This window comes from Bradyrhizobium sp. 482_C4_N1_8 (genome assembly GCF_052075965.1).
Classification (GTDB): domain Bacteria; phylum Pseudomonadota; class Alphaproteobacteria; order Rhizobiales; family Xanthobacteraceae; genus Bradyrhizobium; species Bradyrhizobium barranii.
This window is the reverse complement of the sequence record NZ_CP197231.1, coordinates 8,114,189-8,132,635: the sequence shown is the minus strand read 5'-3', so window position 1 is coordinate 8,132,635 and position 18,447 is coordinate 8,114,189. Positions and strand designations below refer to the sequence as shown.

The 18,447-nt window shown below is 64.2% G+C and carries 15 protein-coding genes; 7 read left to right on the top strand and 8 right to left on the bottom strand.

The genetic code is table 11. The features are described from left to right. Positions 1-12: 12 nt before the first annotated feature. The 5 genes from AB7Z56_RS38590 (at position 13) to AB7Z56_RS38570 (ending at position 4,408) form a co-directional block, all read left to right on the top strand. Positions 13-924, top strand: coding sequence for an amino acid ABC transporter substrate-binding protein (locus AB7Z56_RS38590; RefSeq protein WP_063985668.1), 912 nt, complete (start codon positions 13-15; stop codon positions 922-924). A gap of 245 nt (positions 925-1,169) precedes the next feature. Next, positions 1,170-1,901: an amino acid ABC transporter permease gene (locus AB7Z56_RS38585; protein WP_063985667.1), complete on the top strand. Its 732-nt coding sequence runs from the start codon at positions 1,170-1,172 to the stop codon at positions 1,899-1,901. Between the two features lie 4 nt (positions 1,902-1,905). After that, complete coding sequence (locus AB7Z56_RS38580) at positions 1,906-2,598, top strand: amino acid ABC transporter permease (protein ID WP_063985666.1); 693 nt, start codon at positions 1,906-1,908, stop codon at positions 2,596-2,598. A 12-nt stretch (positions 2,599-2,610) separates the two neighbouring features. Further along, positions 2,611-3,342: an amino acid ABC transporter ATP-binding protein gene (locus tag AB7Z56_RS38575; protein WP_014491857.1), complete on the top strand. Its 732-nt coding sequence runs from the start codon at positions 2,611-2,613 to the stop codon at positions 3,340-3,342. Positions 3,343-3,547: 205 nt separating this feature from the next. Then, positions 3,548-4,408, top strand: coding sequence for a D-amino-acid transaminase (locus tag AB7Z56_RS38570; RefSeq protein WP_063985665.1), 861 nt, complete (start codon positions 3,548-3,550; stop codon positions 4,406-4,408). Positions 4,409-4,548: 140 nt separating this feature from the next. Here the strand turns inward: AB7Z56_RS38570 and AB7Z56_RS38565 are convergent, their stop codons facing one another. The 3 genes from AB7Z56_RS38565 to AB7Z56_RS38555 all read right to left on the bottom strand — a co-directional run bounded on the left by AB7Z56_RS38565 (position 4,549) and on the right by AB7Z56_RS38555 (position 7,935). After that, positions 4,549-5,010 (bottom strand): carboxymuconolactone decarboxylase family protein, encoded by a 462-nt coding sequence (locus AB7Z56_RS38565; protein ID WP_007615070.1) that lies wholly within the window; start codon positions 5,008-5,010, stop codon positions 4,549-4,551. Between the two features lie 40 nt (positions 5,011-5,050). Continuing rightward, complete coding sequence (locus AB7Z56_RS38560; RefSeq protein ID WP_063985664.1) at positions 5,051-6,667, bottom strand: MDR family MFS transporter; 1,617 nt, start codon at positions 6,665-6,667, stop codon at positions 5,051-5,053. 116 nt (positions 6,668-6,783) lie between these two features. After that, positions 6,784-7,935, bottom strand: a complete 1,152-nt coding sequence (locus AB7Z56_RS38555) for an HlyD family secretion protein (protein ID WP_063985663.1) — start codon at positions 7,933-7,935, stop codon at positions 6,784-6,786. A 141-nt stretch (positions 7,936-8,076) separates the two neighbouring features. Here AB7Z56_RS38555 and AB7Z56_RS38550 point away from each other — a divergent pair, with 141 nt between their 5' ends. After that, positions 8,077-8,985 (top strand): LysR family transcriptional regulator, encoded by a 909-nt coding sequence (locus AB7Z56_RS38550; RefSeq protein ID WP_063985662.1) that lies wholly within the window; start codon positions 8,077-8,079, stop codon positions 8,983-8,985. Between the two features lie 237 nt (positions 8,986-9,222). Here AB7Z56_RS38550 and iaaH read toward each other — a convergent pair whose 3' ends face one another. Both iaaH and AB7Z56_RS38540 read right to left on the bottom strand, forming a co-directional pair. After that, positions 9,223-10,641, bottom strand: a complete 1,419-nt coding sequence (gene iaaH, locus AB7Z56_RS38545; RefSeq protein WP_063985661.1) for an indoleacetamide hydrolase — start codon at positions 10,639-10,641, stop codon at positions 9,223-9,225. A 76-nt stretch (positions 10,642-10,717) separates the two neighbouring features. Continuing rightward, complete coding sequence (locus AB7Z56_RS38540; RefSeq protein WP_283017737.1) at positions 10,718-14,167, bottom strand: indolepyruvate ferredoxin oxidoreductase family protein; 3,450 nt, start codon at positions 14,165-14,167, stop codon at positions 10,718-10,720. 152 nt (positions 14,168-14,319) lie between these two features. On the opposite strand from AB7Z56_RS38540, the gene AB7Z56_RS38535 reads away from it, so the two are divergent. Further along, positions 14,320-14,775, top strand: coding sequence for an Lrp/AsnC family transcriptional regulator (locus AB7Z56_RS38535; protein WP_014491864.1), 456 nt, complete (start codon positions 14,320-14,322; stop codon positions 14,773-14,775). A 252-nt stretch (positions 14,776-15,027) separates the two neighbouring features. Here AB7Z56_RS38535 and AB7Z56_RS38530 read toward each other — a convergent pair whose 3' ends face one another. The 3 genes from AB7Z56_RS38530 to AB7Z56_RS38520 are packed head-to-tail and all read right to left on the bottom strand — an operon-like array spanning position 15,028 to position 18,268. Continuing rightward, positions 15,028-15,813, bottom strand: coding sequence for a fumarylacetoacetate hydrolase family protein (locus AB7Z56_RS38530; RefSeq protein ID WP_231143644.1), 786 nt, complete (start codon positions 15,811-15,813; stop codon positions 15,028-15,030). Between the two features lie 15 nt (positions 15,814-15,828). Beyond that, a complete protein-coding gene (locus AB7Z56_RS38525) occupies positions 15,829-17,196 on the bottom strand; it encodes an LLM class flavin-dependent oxidoreductase (RefSeq protein WP_028147946.1) in 1,368 nt (455 codons plus the stop codon). 19 nt (positions 17,197-17,215) lie between these two features. Further along, a complete protein-coding gene (locus AB7Z56_RS38520) occupies positions 17,216-18,268 on the bottom strand; it encodes an Ldh family oxidoreductase (RefSeq protein ID WP_063985658.1) in 1,053 nt (350 codons plus the stop codon). Positions 18,269-18,447 lie beyond the last annotated feature (179 nt).

The window sequence follows — 18,447 nt, the reverse complement described above, 5'->3', positions numbered from 1 at the left end:
GGGAATAAAAAAGTGAGACATTTCCGTAGCATCGGCCTCGCGCTCGCCGCGACCTTCGCCGTCAGCCAGGCCGGGGCCCAGGAGCTGACCGGCACGCTGAAGAACATCAAGGACACCGGCGCCATCACGCTCGGCTTCCGCGATTCCTCGATCCCGTTCTCCTATCTCGACGACAACCAGAAGCCCGTCGGGTTCGCGATGGACATCTGCTACAAGATCGTCGACGCCGTGAAGAAGGAGCTCAAGCTCGACAAGCTCGAGGTCAAGCTCAATCCGGTGACTTCGGCGACCCGTATTCCGCTGATGGCCAACGGCACGATCGACCTCGAATGCGGCTCGACCACCAACAATGCCGACCGCCAAAAGCAGGTGGCCTTCACCAACACGCACTATCTGACTGCCAGCCGCTACGTCTTCAAGAAGTCGAGCGGCCTGAAGTCGATCGACGATCTCAAGGGCAAGACGGTGGTCTCCACCGCCGGCACCACCAACATCAAGCAGCTCACCGAGGCCAATGTCGCGAAGAGCCTGGGTGCCAATATCATCCCGGCCAAAGACCATGCCGAGGCCTTCCTGATGGTCGAGACCGACCGCGCGGTCGCCTTCGTGATGGACGACGTTCTGCTCGCGAGCCTCGTTGCCGGCTCGAAGACGCCGGACGACTATGTCATCTCCAAGGACGCGTTCTCCAAGCCTGAGCCCTACGGCATCATGCTGCGCAAGGACGACGCGCCGTTCAAGAAGGTGGTCGATGCAGCAACCGCTGCGCTCTACACCTCCGGCGAGGGCCTGAAAATCTACGATAAGTGGTTCACGGCCAAGATCCCGCCGAAGGGCCTCAACCTCAACACCCCGATCTCGGCCGAGCTGAAGAACGAGTTCGCGAAACCTTCGGACTCGCCGAACCCGGACGACTATAAGTAAGATGCTGTTTGCCTCTCCCCGCGTGCGGGGAGAGGCCGGAATTCGCGCGGGACGCGCGGATTCCGGGTGAGGGGGACTCTCCACGAGTCCAACTATCACCTCCCTGGTGGAGAGCCCCCCTCACCCGAACCCTCTCCCCGCAAGCGGGGAGAGGGAAGATACTCCGGCCATTCTGGAGGGAGAGTGGCCGGACATTTGCATAGGCGCCGGGACATCCATAGCTGGCGCGTTCGCGCGGGGGACACGTGAACTACCACTGGAACTGGGGAATCTTCTTCGAGCCGAACCCGATGGGGACCGGCACCTATCTCGATATGCTGCTGTCGGGACTGGTGTTGACCCTCAAGACGGCGGCGCTCGCCTGGATCATCGCGCTGATCTTCGGCTCGCTCGTCGGCGTCATGCGCACGCTGCCGTCCAAGGGCGCCTACTGGTTCGGCTTCTGCTGGGTCGAGTTCTTCCGCAACATGCCGCTGCTGGTGCAGCTGTTCCTGTGGTTCTTCGTGCTGCCGGAATTGCTGCCGAAGGCCGCCGGCCTCTGGCTGAAGCAGCTGCCGAACGCGCCGTTCTGGACGGCCGCGATCGGCATCGGCTTCTTCATGTCGGCCCGCGTCGCGATACAATTGCAGGCCGGTATCGGCTCGCTGCCGCGCGGCCAAAAAATGGCGGCGACCGCGCTCGGGCTGACCACCGTGCAAGGCTATCGCTACGTGCTGCTGCCGATGGCGTTCCGCATCATCCTGCCGCCGCTGACCTCCGAGTTCCTCAACACCATCAAGAACACCGCTGTCGCCATCACGATCGGCCTGATCGAGTTGACTGGTCAGGCGCGCTCGATGCAGGAATTCTCGTTCCAGGTGTTCGAGGCTTTCACGGCCGCGACCTTGCTCTATCTCCTTGTCAACGCCATTGTCGTGACGGCGATGCGCTTCCTCGAGCGCTGGGTCGCGATCCCCGGCTACATTACGGGGAAATAGCACCATGTTCAGCAATCTCGATTTCGAGGTCATCCGCCGCTCGCTGCCCTATCTGTTCTACGAGGGCATGACCTTCACGGTGACGCTGACGGCGCTCGCCGCCTTCGGCGGCCTGATCTTCGGCACGGCGATCGCCCTGATGCGGCTGTCCGGCTACAAGACACTCGGGCGCATCGCGGGTGTCTATGTCGACTTCATGCGCTCGCTGCCGCTGGTGCTGGTGATCTTCTGGTTCTATTTCCTGGTGCCCTATATCGGGCAGTGGGTGACCGGCGCCTCGCGTCCGATCAGCGTCGGCGCGTTCGCATCCTCGCTCATCACCTTCATCATGTTCGAGGCGGCGTACTTCTCCGAGATCATGCGCGCCGGGATCCAGTCGATCTCGCGCGGCCAGCCGGCCGCCGCCAACGCGCTCGGCCTGACTTACGCGCAGACCATGCGCTACGTCGTGCTGCCGCAGGCGTTCCGCAACATGCTGCCGGTGCTGCTGACGCAGACCATCGTGCTGTTCCAGGACACCTCGCTGGTCTATGTGCTGTCGATCCCGGACTTCCTCGGCGCGGCCAGCAAGGTCGCGCAGCGCGATGGCCGTCTGGTCGAGATGTATCTGTTTGCCGCCGTCGTCTACTTCACCATTTCCTGCATCGCGTCTTTCGGCGTTCGCCGCCTCCAGTCGCGCATCGCCATCATTCGATAGAGCGCATCGGTCATGATCGAAATCAGCCACGTCAACAAATGGTACACCCCGACCTTCCAGGTGCTGACCGACTGCACCACCAGCGTGACCAAGGGCGAGGTCGTCGTGGTCTGCGGCCCCTCGGGCTCGGGCAAGTCGACGCTGATCAAATGCGTCAATGCGCTGGAGCCGTTCCAGGAGGGCGACATCAGCGTCGACGGCACCAAGGTCAATGACCCCAAGACCAATTTGCCGAAACTGCGTTCGCGCGTCGGCATGGTGTTCCAGCACTTCGAGCTGTTCCCGCACCTGAAGATCATCGACAACCTCTGCCTCGCGCAGCAGAAGGTGCTGGGACGGTCGTCCGACACGGCTGTGGCAAAGGGTATGCAGCTCCTGGACCGCGTCGGCTTGAAGGAGCAGGCGCAGAAATTTCCGGCGCAGCTCTCCGGCGGCCAGCAGCAGCGCGTCGCGATCGCCCGCGCGCTTGCCATGGACCCGATCGTCATGCTGTTCGATGAGCCGACCTCGGCGCTCGACCCCGAGATGGTGAGCGAGGTGCTCGACGTCATGGTCGATCTCGCCCGCGAAGGCATGACCATGATGGTCGTCACCCACGAGATGGGCTTTGCCCGCAAGGTCGCCAACCGCGTCATCTTCATGGACCGCGGCGAGATCGTCGAGGACGCGGCGAAGGAGGACTTCTTCGGCAAGCCGCGCAGCGACCGCGCGCAGAAGTTCCTGTCGAAGATTTTGTCGCATTAACCTCTGCTGTCGTTCCGGGACGCGCCTCGTGGCGCGGGTCCGGAATCCATAACCACCGGCCGGGGTTATGGATTCTCTGATGCGCAATTGCGCATCAAAGCTCGTCGCTTCGCGCCGCCCCGGAATGACGGGTTGAGGGTTTCGTGGCCCCAACAAATCCCGTATACGAACTGGCAAATTCCCCACTCCCGCCAGGAGACCTGCCTTGGACTCGATCGCCTACGTCAACGGCTCATTCGTCCCGCTCTCGGACGCCAAGATCTCGGTGCTTGATCGCGGCTTCCTGTTCGCCGACGGCATCTACGAGGTCTCGGCCGTGCTCGACGGCAAGCTGGTCGACAATGCTTCGCACCTGACGCGCCTGGAGCGCTCGGTCGGCGAGATCAAGCTGAAGTTGCCGGAGACGGTCGAGCGCATCACCGAGCTCCAGAAGGAGCTGATCGCGCGCAACAAGGTCGAGAACGGCCTCGTCTATCTGCAGGTCACGCGCGGCGCCGACAAGGGCCGCGACTTCGCCTTTCCCAAGGGCGACGTCAAGTCGAGCCTGGTGATGTTCACCTCCGAGAAGGACATCATCAACGCCGCCTCGGCCAAGACCGGCATCAACGTGATCACCGTGCCTGACATCCGCTGGGAGCGGCGCGACATCAAGAGCGTGGCACTGCTCGCGCAGGTTCTGGCGAAGCAGGCCGCGGCCGAAGCCGGCGCCGGCGAGGCCTGGATGCTGGAAGACGGCTACGTCACCGAGGGCGGCTCGTCCTCGGCGTTCATCCTGACCAAGGACGACGTCATCGTGACCCGCAAGAACTCCAACGCGATCCTGCCGGGCTGCACCCGCAAGGCCGTGGTGGCGCTCGCCGAAGAGCGGCAGCTCCGCGTCGAGGAACGTTCCTTCACGGTCGCCGAGGCGCTCGCCGCCAAGGAAGCCTTCGCCACCTCGGCGTCGCTGTTCGTCCAGCCGGTGGTTGCGATCGACGGCAAGAAGGTCGCCGACGGCAAGCCCGGCCCGATGGCCACGCGTCTGCGGGAGATCTATATCGAGTTCGCCAAGGCGACGGCGGTTTAGGCCGCAAACTCCGCTATCGTAGGGTGGGCAAAGCGAAGCGTGCCCACCACTCCTTCAGCGAAGGCGTCAGAAGACGTGGGCACGGCGCAAGTGCGCCTTTGCCCACCCTACGAGATTTGCGCGCAAGGCGGCGTTGCGGCCTACGCCACCGACGCCTTCACCTTCACCGGATGGACCGCGCGGAACGCGATCGCGATTCGGTTCCAGGCATTGATGGCCCCGATCAGCATCGTCAGGTTCACCGTCTCCGCATCGGAGAATTGCGCGCGGACCTGCTCGTAGACGTCGTCCGGCGCGTGGGTCTCGGAGATCAGCGTCACTGATTCCGTCCAGGCCAGCGCGGCACGCTCGCGATCGGTATAGAGCGGGGATTCCCGCCAGGCGTTGAGCAGATAGATGCGCTGTTCGGTCTCGCCGCGCTTGCGGGCGTCCTCGGTGTGCATGTTGATGCAGAAGGCGCAGCCGTTGATCTGCGACGCCCGGATCTTGACGAGCTCGATCAGCGATTTCTCGAGTCCCGTGGACTGGATCTGCTCCTCCAGCGCCATCAGCGCCTTCATCGTGTCGGGGGCGGCCTGGTAGAAGTTCATGCGGGGTTTCATGGTCGTTCTCCTTTGCTTGAGTTAGTCTCTTGGGTTGATCTCAGTGAGCTCCGCCAGCCGAGGTCTGGCCGGGTTTCTTCAGGAAGAATACGGCGATCAGGGCCACGATCAGCGCCATGCCGAGCAGATAGAAGGTGTCGCTGAAGGCGAAGATGTAAGCCTGCTTCTGCACGGTGTGGCCGATCGCGACATAGGCGCGATGCGCGGCGTCGGCGCGGTCGAGCACGCCGTGATTGATGAAGTACTGCGTGAGCTGCTCCAGCCGCGTCCGCGTCGCCTGCTCGAACACCGAGACCGACTGCATCAGCACGTTGGAGTGATATTGCTCGCGCTTGGTCAGCAAGGTCTGAAGCAGCGCGATGCCGACGGCGCCGCCGAGATTGCGCATCATGTTGAACAGGCCCGAGGCCGAGCCAGCATTCTCCGCTTCGATGCCGGCGGTCGCCACAGCCGACAACGGCGCCATCACGAGCGCTTGGCCGATCGCACGGACGACATTGGGCCACAACAGCTGGTCGGCAGCGTAATCGTTGGTCATATAAATGTTCAGGAAGTTCGAGGCCGCGAACAGGACGAAGCCGACGCCGATGATGATCCGCGCGTCGAACTTCTGCATCAGGCGCGGCACCAGCGGGATCAGCACGAGTTGCGGCAGTCCGGTCCAGGCCAGCACCATGCCGATCTGCTCGGCATTGTAGCCCTGGATGCGCGCCAGATATTGCGGGAGGATGAACACCGAACCGTAGAGCGCGACACCGAGCAGGAAGTTCGCGAGCATGCCGAAGCCGAAATTGCGGCGCACCAGCAGGCGCAAATTGAGCAGCGGCTTCTTCGCCGTGAGCTCGATGATCAGGAAGGCGGTCAGCGCAGCGGCCGCGATGACCGACAGCTTGACGATGAAAGGCGAGCCGAACCAGTCGTCCTTGTTGCCCTCTTCCAGCACGGTCTGAAGCGCCGACAGGCCGATCGCCATGGTGATGATGCCGGCCCAGTCGCCCTCGCGGAGCAGCGCAAGCTTCATGGGCTTGGCGTCGAGTGCGTACCAGAGCATGCCGACCATGATCGCGCCGGGCACGAGGTTGACGTAGAAGATGTACTGCCAGCCGAAATTCTCGGTGAGATAGCCGCCGATGGTCGGGCCGATCGCCGGTGCGAACGTCGCCGACAGCGCGAACAGCGCGAGGCCGACGGGCTGCTTCGCCCGAGGCAACAGCGTGATGATGAGCGTGAAGGCCATCGGGATCAGCACGCCGCCGGTGAAACCCTGCACCGCGCGCAGCACGATCATTTGCGGCAGGTCCTGCGCTAGCGCGCAGGCCGCGGACAGAACCAGGAACAGGACCGCATTGGTGAGCAGATAGATGCGGATCGAGAACACCTGCGCGAGCCAGCCGGAGAGCGGGATCACCACGATCTCGGCGATCAGATAAGAGGTCGAGATCCAGCCGCCATCGTCGATACCGGCGCCGATCGCGCCCTGAATGTCGGCGAGCGAAGCGTTGACGATCTGGATGTTCAGCACCGCCATGAAGGCGCCGAGAGTCGCGCCGATCACCGCGATCCAGGTCTTTGCGGAAACGGCCGGCGTCGCGGGCGCAGCAGGGGCGGGAATGCTGGCAGCGGAGGCGGCGTCGGCGGTCGGTTGGAGCGTGCTCATGGAAGCCTCGTCTCGGTCATGGAGACAGGATGCATTAGGCGGTTGGTTTCGATAATCGAGGAAGCGTGGGAAGGATCGTCCGGCAGGACTTGATAATCCTGCCGGTCTTCCTCGCCTCAGCCGCCGTTCGGGCGGGGTGTGTTGTCGGCGAGGCGCTTGGCCGTCTCGCGCTCGGCCAGCACAGTCGCCTTGGTGTCGATGGTCGGCACCGCCGACATGCCGGGCCTGAGCAGGCCGGTCAGGCTGTGGTCGTCGAGCACGATCTTCACCGGCACGCGTTGCACGATCTTGGTGAAATTTCCGGTGGCGTTATCGGGCGGCAGCAGCGCGAATTCAAGTCCGCTGGCCGGCGAAAGGCTGTCGACGTGACCGCGCAGCGTGCGGTTGCGAAAACTGTCGACCTGCAGCTCGACCGGCTGGCCCGCACGCACATGCGTGAGCTGCGTCTCCTTGAAGTTCGCGACGACATAGACCGCATCGAGCGGCACCACCGCCATCAATTGCGTGCCGGCCTGCACATACTGGCCGACGCGTAATGAGCGTGCACCGACCGTGCCGTCCACCGGTGCGGTGATCTCGGTGTAGGACAGGTTCAGCTCTGCCTGCTGTGCGACCGCGCGCGCCCGTTCGAGCTGCGCCGTGGCCTGGGCGCGCTGGGTGGTGAGCACATCGACCTTGCGCTGTGCGGCCACCAGGCCCGACTTGGCGTGCTGCAATTGGGCGTTGCTGGCGCGCAGCGCCGCATCGGTCTGTTGCGCACGCTGGATCGTGCCGGAGCCCGACTTCATCAGGTCGTCGTATCGGGCGCGTTCCTCCTGGGCGAATTTCAGATTGGCGTCGGCCGCGGCCACGTCGGCCGTGCTCTGCTCGATGATCGGCTGCTGCAGCTCGAGCTGGGCGTCGATGTTGCGCACCGAGGCTTCGCCGGCGGCGACGTCGGCGCGGGCCTGGTCGAGCGCGGCTTTGAAGTCGCGGTCGTCGATCTTGGCGAGGAGCTGGCCGGCCCGGACCTTCTCGTTGTCGCCAACCAGCACCTTCGCGATGTAGCCGGAAACCTTGGGGGCGACGATGGTGGAATCCGCCTTCACATAGGCGTCGTCGGTGGATTCGAGATAGCGGCCGGTGCTCAGGTAGTTATAGCCGAAGTCGCCGGCCGCGGCGATTCCGAGGGCCAGTGCCAAGCCGATGGCCGCCCGCTTGATCGCCTGCCGGGACGGGCGAAAGCTGATTTTCTGATTGGTTTCAGTGACATAAGAAGCGTTCGACATGGCATCCTCGGAATTCCAAACCGCCCCGGTCCGAACGGTGCGCCGTTGATGCCGGCAAGATGCGCTGTCTTCCCGCTTGTGATAATCCCGGAAGAAATGGAAGCATTATCCACCCATAGCGGATAATCCGGAGCCAGACCGATGGACCGCTTCACCAGTCTCACCGCCTTCGTCCGGGTGGTCGAAAATGGCGGATTTTCCGCCGCCGCCCGCCGGCTCAACATGTCCACGACCATGGTGAGCAACCACGTCCAGGCGCTGGAGGACCGGCTCGGGGTTCGGCTGCTGAACCGCACCACGCGAAAAGTCAGCCTCACCGAAATCGGCAAGGCCTATTACGACCGCTCGACGCAGATCCTCGCCGATCTCGAACAAGCCGATGACATCGCCGGCGCGCTGCAATTGACGCCGCGCGGCACGCTGCGCATTCACACCGCAACCCACATGGTGCCGTTCGTCGCGCCCGTGATGGCCGAATTCCTCGCGACCTATCCGGAGGTGAAGGTCGATCTGCGCATGGGCGAGACCAATGTCGACCTGATCGAGGAGGGCTTTGATCTCGCGCTGCGCATGGTCGCGCCGCCGGACTCCAGCCTGATCGTGCGGAGCCTGGCGACCTGGCGGCACGTGCTGTGCTGCTCGCACGGCTATATCGAGGCGCATGGGCGCGTGCAGACGCTCGAAGAGCTTGCCGGGCACAATTGCGTGCGCCACATCAACTATCCCTTCGACGAGTGGCGCTTCTTCGATCGTAAGGGCACGCCGGCGTCGGTGCGCGTCTCCGGCAACCTGATCACCAACAGCGGCGAAGCGCTCCGTGAGGCGGCGCTACAGGGCGCCGGCATCAGTCTTGCGGCCGGCTTTCTGGTGGGGGATGACCTTGATGCGGGCCGGCTGGTGCGCCTCCTGCCGGAGTACCGGCCGGTCGAGATGTCGATGAACGCGGTCTATCCGCATCGGCATCATCTGTCGGCGAAGGTCAGGACCTTCATCGACATGCTCGTCCAGCACAGCGCCGAGCAGCAGAAGCTGATCAATCCGTATGCGTGAGACGTCGTCGTTCCTCATCCTGAGGAGCGCGGAGCGCGCGTCTCGAAGGATGAAGGCCCTGCTGGTGGCCTCGCCCTTCGAGACGCTTGCTTCGCAAGCTCCTCAGGGTGAGGAGATAGATATATGTTCGCCTCAAGCGGCAGAGCCGTAGGGTGGGCAAAGGCGCGAAGCGCCGTGCCCACCACCCATCAATGATAGGTGGTGGGCACGCTTCGCTTTGCCCACCCTACGAGAGCGTCAACGCGGTGCGGGCAGTCGTCCGAACACGCTGTCGAGCGCCACGCCGATCGCGAGCAAGCGGCGATCGCTTCCCGCAGGACCATCCAACTCAAGTCCGATCGGCAATTTGCTTGTCGCGCCAAGCGCGATCGGGATCTGGACACCGGGAATGCCGGCATTGCTGCCGGGATCGGTGTTCTGGATGCTCAGGCCGAAATTCTCGAGACTGCTGGCGTCCGGATTGGAGGCAATTGCAACGCGCGGCGTGGTCGGGAAGGCGACGGCGTCGAGCTTGTTGCTGGCAAACGTATTGCCGTAGAGCGCCTGAAGCGCGGGGCGGGCGGTCTTGATTGCGGCGTCATAGATCGGCCTCGCGTCGAACAGCGCGTTGTCGGGGCCGGGCAGTTTTCGCGGGATCACCATGCCATCATAGATGCTTTTCACGTCGGCGCTGGAGATCTTCTCTGCCAGCGCCTCGATGCTGAGGCCGGTCCCGGTGTGCTTGAGATAGGCGACCATGTCGTCATAGGCCTCATACAGCGCGACGGGAAAGCTGACCTGGCCGTTGAGTTCGGCGAGCTCAGGCATCTCGATCTCGACGACCGTGACGCCCTTCGCCTTCGCTTTTGCGATCGCCGTGTGGAACGCGGCTTCCGTATCGGCGTCGAGATTGGTCAGCATCGCGTTCGCGATGCCGATCCGCACCTGCTTCAGATCAGCCGGCGCAACCTCGTCGCCGCCGGCGATCACGCGATCGAGCAGCGCGACATCCGCCATCGTCGCGGCCATGGGCCCCGCGGTGTCGCGGGTGTGCGAGATCGGCGCAATACCCTCTTGCGGATAGCGCCCGACCGTCGGGCGCAACGCGGCGCATCCGTTCAGCGCGGCGGGGACACGGACCGATCCGCCGGTGTCGGTTCCGAGCCCGCCCGTGACGATTCGCGCGCCGAGCGCGGCGCCCGTGCCGGACGAGGAGCCGCCGGCGATCAGCGTGCGGTCATAAGCGTTGCGCACGCCGAACTCCGCGCCGGTCTTGAACGCGGTGTTGTAGCCGGAGATGCCGAAGGCGAGCTCATGCATGCTGGTCTTGCCGATGATGACGGCGCCTGCAGCCCGCAGCTTCGCAACCACCGGTGCGTCAGCATTCGGAATGTAGTCCTTCAGTGCCGGTGTGCCGGCGCTGCAGGGCAGTCCCGCGACCTCGATATTGTCCTTGATCACGATGGGCACGCCGCCGAGCGGCTTTGTCCTGTCGCCCGTCGCGTCGAATGCGGCGGCGGCTTTCAGGGCGCCCGCTTCGTCCAGGGTGACGAAGGCATTGAGCTCGGCATGGGCTTTGGCGCGGCTCAGTGCTTCCGTCGTGAGTGCGGTACTCGTGACTTTCCCGGCGCGCAGGTCGGCGACGGCCTGACTCAGGGTCAACTGGTCCAAATCCATGATGCGTCATCCGATTGCAGGGGCGCCAACAGGGTGCCGCCTAAAGTCCGGAGGCTGAGGCCTCACTGGTGCCGCGTCAACCGTGGGCGTGCATCTTTTGCGTTACCGACGTCGTCAAATTCGTGAGCAGCCGCTCGACCTCGGGCTTCACCTTGGCGATCGCGGTGTCCTTCACTGGTCCGTAGCCGCGGATCTCCATCGGCGCTTTTGCGACGGCAACGAGGTCGGGAAGATGTGCTGCCTCGAGCTGGCCGAGCATGCGTTCGATCAGGCCTTCATACCAGGCGATCAATTCCCGTTCAGTGCGCCGCTCATTCGTGTAGCCGAATGGATCGAACGGCGTTCCGCGTAATCCCTTCAACCGCGCCAGCATGGCGAGCGGCATCTGGATCCACTGGCCGAAAGCGCGCTTGCGCGGACGGCCGCGTGCGTCAGGTTTTGACGGCAGGAACGGCGGCGCGAGATGATATTGGATGCGAAAACCGTCCTCGAACTCGCGCTTCAGCTCGCCGAGGAAGCCGCTCTGCATGTGCAGACGCGCCACCTCGTATTCGTCCTTGTAGGCCATCAGCTTGAACAGGGCGCGCGCGACCGCCTCGGTCAGCACCTCACTGCTCAGAGCGGCTTCGGCCCGGCGGACCCTCGCGACGGTCGCCCGAAAGCGCATCGCATAGGCGGCGTCTTGATAGGCGGCGAGGAAATCGGCGCGGCGATCGATGATCTGATCGAGCGTCTCGGCTTCGAGCGCTTCGTCACTCCCCGGCAAAAACTCCGGATCGGCCGCGGCGATCCGGCCCCAGGCAAAGGCCTGCTTGTTGCGTTCGACCGCGACGCCGTTGAGCTCGATCGCGCGCAGCAGCGCTTGCAGCGCGACCGGCACAAGCCCGTGCTGCCAGGCAAAGCCGAGCATGATGATGTTGGCATAGACGGCATCGCCGAGCAGCCGCTCGGCGAGCGCGTTGACGTTGATGGTGTCGAGATTGTCGTTGCCAATGACTTGTCGGATCGCGCGCAGGCGGGCGGGCGAGGCAAGGTCGGCGTCGCGGAAGCGGACGACGTCGCCGGTCGGCATCTCCGCGGTGTTGATGGCGGCGCGTGTGCCGCGGTGATAGGTGCCGGACGCCTTAGGTGAGGAACTGACGACGAGGTCGCAGCCGATCAGCGCGTCGGCCGCGCCCTGGTCGATGCGGACCTGGTGCAACGCGTCCGGACTTGACGCAAGGCGGATGAAGCTCAGCACGGGACCAAATTTCTGTGCAAAGCCGGTGAAATCCAGCACGGAGACGCCACGCCGCTCCAGATGCGCGGCCATGCCGATCAGCGCGCCGACCGTGATCACGCCGGTGCCGCCGACGCCGGTCACGAGCAAATCGTAGGGACGATCGAGCGTGGCGGGAGCGGGCAGGGGAAGCGTAGCCGCGCGACCGACGGCGTCGGTCTCGCTCGCGGTCTTTTTCCGGCGCGTCGCGCCTTCGACGGTGACGAAGCTTGGGCAAAAGCCGTTGAGGCAGGAAAAATCCTTGTTGCAGGACGAGAGGTTGATCTGGCGCTTGCGACCGAACGGCGTCTCCTTTGGCTCGACACTGAGGCAGTTGGATTCGACCGAGCAGTCGCCGCAGCCTTCGCAGACGAGATCGTTGATATAGGCAAAGCGCCTTGGGTCGGCCATCTGTCCGCGTTTGCGCCGGCGACGCTTCTCGGTGGCGCAGGTCTGCTGATAGATCAGGACGGAGACGCCGGAAATGTCTCGCAGCTCGCGCTGCACGGCGTCCATCTCCTCGCGCGGATGGATGGTCACGCCGATCGGCAGGTCTGCCGGCAAGAACTGCGCGGGATCGTCCGACACCAGCGCGATGCGTCCCACGCCTTCGGCGCGAACGCTGTGGGCGATGGCATGCACGCTGATGGGACCGTCGACCGGCTGGCCGCCGGTCATCGCCACGGCATCGTTGAACAGGATCTTGTAGGTGATGTTGGCCCTGGCGGCGATCGCCTGCCGGATCGCCATCGAGCCGGAGTGGTAGTAGGTGCCTTCGCCGAGATTCTGGAACACGTGCTTGTGGCCGGTGAAGCGTGACGACGCCGCCCAGTTGACGCCTTCGCCGCCCATCTGGATCAGCGAGGAGGTCTCGCGGTCCATCCAGCTCGCCATGAAATGGCAGCCGATGCCGGCTAACGCCTTGGAGCCTTCCGGCACCTTCGTCGACGTGTTGTGCGGACATCCGGAGCAGAAATACGGCGTGCGCGTCGCACCGCTGACGTTGATCGTGCGCGCGGCCTCGGGCATCAAGGCGGCCGCGCGCGCGGCGAGATTGAGGCCTGGGAACATCGGGTCGAGCCGGCGTGCGAGCACGCCAGCAAGCGCACGCGGCGACAATTCGCCGATCCAGGAGATCAGCCGCGCCCCTCGCTCGTCGTGCTTGCCGACCATGCGCTCGGGCTTTGAGCCTGGATAGTCGTAAAAATATTCCTTGAACTGGCTCTCGATGATGCCGCGCTTTTCCTCGACGACGAGGATCTCGCGCTTGCCCTTCACGAAGTCCATCGCGTCATGCAGCGCCAGCGGCCAGACCATGCCGACCTTGTAGACGTCGATCCCGATGTTGCGGCAGGCCGCTTCATCCAGGCCCATCAGCCGCAGGGCCTCCATCAGGTCGAGATGCGCCTTGCCCGTCGTGACGATGCCGTAAGTGGCGTTGGGAATATCGTAGATGTGGCGATCGATCGGATTGGCTTTTGCAAAGGCGTAAACCGCGTGCTTCTTCGCCTCCAGCCGCTCCTCGATCTGGGGGCCCGGCAGGTCGGGCCAGCGATAGTGCAGTCCGCCCGGTGGCGGCGTGAAATCGGGCGTGTTGAAGACGCGTGGCGGGCGCAGCGCGACGGATGCACCTGACTCCACGATTTCCGAAATCGCCTTGAAGCCGACCCACATGCCGGAGAAGCGGCTCAGCGCGTAGCCGTATTCGCCGAACTCCAGATATTCGCTGACGCTTGCGGGGTGCAGCGTCGGCATGAACCAGCTCATGAAGGCGACATCGGACTGGTGCGGCATCGAGGAGGAGACGCAGCCATGGTCGTCGCCGGCGACAACCAGCACGCCGCCACGCGGCGAGGAGCCATAGGCGTTGCCGTGCTTGAGGGCGTCGCCGGAGCGATCGACGCCGGGGCCCTTGCCGTACCAAAGTCCGAACACGCCATCGACTTCGCGATCTGCCTGCGTCTCTACCTGCTGCGAGCCGAGCACTGCTGTTGCCGCGAGGTCCTCGTTCACCGCGGGGAGAAATTCGATGCGATCCCGCTTCAGCCGCTCCTGGATGCGCCAGAGCTCGAGATCGACGCCGCCGAGCGGCGAGCCGCGATAGCCGGAGATGAAGCCGGCGGTGTTCAGCCCGGCGGCGCGGTCGCGCCGCGCCTGGTCGAGCGCGATGCGGACGATCGCCTGCGTGCCCGTGAGGAAGACGCGCCCCTCTTCGCGGTCGTAGCGGTCTGAGAGCTCGTAGCTGTCGAGTGATGGAACGGCGTCCATGGCGGACCTCGTGCGGCATCCTGCCTGATGACGGAAGGGTATGCCGGGGAGGCTGGTAGGTCTTGCCTATTCACCCTGTCTTGATCGATAATTCGGTAAAATTTTGCGGAGGATGGCATAATTCGGTAGAAGTTACCGAATCGGGGGCTTCCATGATTGAAGAGCAGGACGCGCGGATTCTCGCCCATCTCCAGACGGACGGCCGCGCCACCAACCAGCAGCTCGCCGACGAGGTCGGCATGTCCACCTCGGCGTGCTGGCGCCGGGTGCGTGCGCTGGAGGAGGCCGGCGTCATCCAGGGCTATGCCGCGCTGATCGCGCGCGAGCAGGCGGGCTTTGCGATGTCGGCCATCCTGCATGTCTCGCTGGAGCGGCACGATGCCAAATTCGTCGACGAGTTCGTCGCGCGGGTGACCACGCGGCGCGAAGTGCTGGAGTGTTTCGCGACCACGGGCGACGCCGACTATCATTTGCGCGTCGTCGTGCAGGACATGGCGGCCTACAACAGATTCCTCGACGAGTTCATGTTCCGCATTCCCGGCATCCGCTACGTCCGCAGCAACGTGGTGCTGAAGGAGATCAAGACGAGTGTGGCGCTGCCGTTTTGATTGCGCGGGAAGTGCCGTGGTGCCGTAGGGTGGGCAAAGGCGCGCTTGCGCCGTGCCCACCATCTCGCCTCCATTACGAATGCGGTGGGCACGCTTCGCTTTGCCCACCCTACGGCACTGTTGATTTCGCGGCGTATACAACTCTATCTCCTCACCCTGAGGAGGCCGCGCAGCGGCCGTCTCGAAGGGCGAGGCCACAGTCGGGCCTTCATCCTTCGAGACGCTTGCTTCGCAAGCTCCTCAGGATGAGGACTACCGCTGCTCCCGCACAAACCTGTTCCGCAACGTCCCTACGCCCGTGATGTCGATCTCCACCACGTCGCCGTGCCCGATGTCAGGCGAGGCGCCGTCCGTGCCCATCCAGATCACGTCGCCGGGCCACAGCGTGAAGTACTTGGTCAGCTCGACCAGGAACGGCACCACGCCGAAGATCATGTCGTTGGTGTAGAAGCGGTTGGTCTCCTTGCCGTTGACCCGGACGACGGTTTCCATTTTCGCCAGATTGGCCTCGGTTTCGATCCAAGGGCCCATCGGCTTGAACGTGTCGGCGTTCTTCGAGCGCCACAGGCTGCGGTCGGCCTTCTGCCAGCTGCGTTCGCTGACGTCGTTGCCGATGGTGTAGCCGAACACGCAATCCATCGCATTCTGCTTGGTGAGATGCTTCACCTTCTTGCCGATCACGACGACGAGCTCGCCTTCATAGTGGATCTTGTCCGTCGCAAAGGACGGGATCACGACGTCCTCGTCATGCGCGATCAGCGCGTTCTGGGCGCGGTAGCCGATCTCGGGTCTATCAGGGACGGCCGGCACCTCGCCGCGCTTGTCGGCGGCTTCCTTCAGGTGCTTCAGATAGTTCAAGCCGACGCAATAGAAGGTGCGCGGGATTAGCGGCAGCTCGATCCGAACTTGTGCCAGCGGATGCGTGCGCGAGGTGCGCTGCCATTCGCCAAAGGGATCGCCGTCGACCGCGATCACCTGGTCGCCCTCGACAATTCCCCAGGAGGTCTTGTCCGAGACAGTGAATCTCAGCCAGCGCATGCTCTGTCCTCGTTGTTATTCCGCGGCATCGCGCGGCTGCACCTTCCAGGCGCCGGCCGCGGGCCGCTTCAGCCCGAGATTTTCGCGGAGTGTCTTGCCCCGATACTCCTTCTGGAACAAGCCGCGCCGTTGCAGCTCCGGCACGACGTGTTGCACGAAGTCCGCATAGGAGCCGGGCACATAGGTCGCGGCGATGACAAAGCCGTCGCAGCCACGCTCGACGAACATCTCTTCCAGTCTGTCCGCAATCTCCTTGGGACCGCCGACCATGGCGTCGTGGACCTGGCCGCGGCCGGAAAAGGTGACGAAGTCGCGCGCGCTCGGATTGCTCTTGCCGGAATTCTTCAGCACGCCGTCGCGGAGGCCCAGAATGCCCTGCATGCTCTTCAGATCGTCCGTCGTCAACGGCTCGTCGAGGTCCTTGGAGGCGAAGTCGTAATTGAGCGCTTCGGCAAGTAGCGACAGCGCGTCGATCTCGAGCGGCAGTTTGTTGATCAGCGCCATCTTGTCCTCAGCCTCGGCCCTGGTCGCGGCGCAGACCGGCGTCGTCAAATTGCAAAGGCGCATCTGATCGGGATCGCGGCCAGCCTTGGCTGCCTCGTTTCGAACGGCGGCATAACCTTCCTTGGCACCAGCGAGATTGCGCGCGGCCGTGAAGATCACCTCGCCCCAATGGCCGGCAAAGCGTTGGCCGCGGCCGGATGCGCCGGCCTGGATGATGACGGGATGGCCCTGGTCCGAGCGCGGGACCGTGAAGGGACCACGGGACTTGAAGGCCGCCCCCTTGTGATCGAGCCGCTTCACCTTGGCCGGATCGGCAAAACGGCCGCTCTTCTTGTCCATGATGAGCGCGCCGTCTTCCCAGGTGTCCCAATGCCCGAGCACGACCTCCATGAATTCGTCGGCGCGGTCGTAGCGCGAATCATGTTCGGGATGGGAATCGCGACCCATGTTGAGCGCCTCGCCGTCATTGAGCGAGGTGACGACGTTCCAGCCCGCGCGCCCGCCGGACATCAAATCGAGGGTCGCGAAGCGGCGGGCGACGTCGAACGGCTCGTAATAGGTGGTCGAGCAAGTGGCGCCGAGGCCGAGCTTGTCGGTGACCATGCCCATCGTGGTCAGCACGATCAGCGGATCCATCTTCACGCAGCGGATGCCGTATTCGACGGTGTGGGCATGATCGTTGCCGTAGCGGTCCGGCATCGCCAGCCGATCGTCGAAGAACGCCATGTGGAACTTGCCGGCTTCGAGGATCTTGGCGATCTCCTGATAATAGTCCGCCGACATCGAATCGTCGCGCGAGTCCGGATGCCGCCACGAGCTCGGCAAATTCGTGCAGTTCTGCGCCTGGAGGAAGCCGACCAGTACCATCTGCCGCGTCATGCTGTTCTCCCAAATTCCGTCAGGCCAGATCAAGGACGGTGTCGAGCCGGTACTCGCGCGCCAGCGCGCGCAGCTTTTCCCAGGTCGCATCCTCGATCTCGATGCCGTCGCGCAGGCGTTGCTGCTCGCGCAACCCCTCGATCTCGCCGGGATAGTACACGCCCTTGCTGCCTTCGGAGGGCGGCGTCGATTTCAGATAGTGCGCGAATTCGGCGACCTCGCGCTTGAATTCCTTCAGCGGACGGAACGCGGCGACGTTGAACACCGCCATGAAGCATCCGTCATTGTGACGTCCGGTCGGTTCGACGCCGAAGCCGAGACCGGTCAGCAGGCCGCACAGCACCTCGACCATGGCGGCGAGGCCGCTGCCCTTGTAGCCCTCGGTGCCGCCGAGCGGCAGCAGCGCGCCGCCCTTGCGATATTGCGTGGGGTCGGTGGTGTGCCGTCCCTCGGCATCGATGATCCACCCCGTCGGAATCTCCTCGCCGCGGGCGACCGCGAGCTGGATCTTGCCGGCCGCAACCGCCGAGGTTGCCATGTCGAGATAGAACGGCGCATCCAGATCGGACGGCACCGCGATCGAGATCGGGTTGGTGCCGAGCCTAGCCTCCTTGCCCCCGAACGGCGCCACGTGCTTTGGCGAGCGGCCGGAATCCGCCGTCGCAATCCCGATCATGCCTTCGCGCATCGCCATCAACGGATAGGCGGCGAGGCGACCGACATGGCTTTGCCGGAATACGGTGCAGGCGGCAACGTTCGCCGTCTTCGCCTTCTCGATCGTCAGCGCCATCGCCTTGGCGTTGACGTGGAAGCCGAACCCCCACTGGCCGTCGATCACCGTCGTGGTCGGCGATTCCTGGACGATGGTCCATTTGGCGCCGGGCACGATGTGGCCGGCCTTGATGCGGTCGATGTAGGTCGGAACCGCGATCACACCGTGGGAGTCGTGACCGGCGAGGTTGGCGTTGACGCAGCCTGTGGCCACCGCATCGGCCTCTTCGTCGGAAGCTCCGGCGGCACGGAGCAGCGCGGCGCTGATGAGCGTGAGGCGGTCGGTCTTGACGACGGGCATGGCGTTCCCTCGGCATTCTGCCCTTAACGGGCTGCTTGTTGGGAGCCATCGTCTCAAAGCGTGGGAGCGATATCAATCTCCCGTAAACCAATACAGGGCTGCAAAATCGTAAAGAGAGCGCGCCTTCGTCGAAGAATCCTCCCGTGCGGCGGCATTCCCGACAGTTTGGCGCCGGCCGT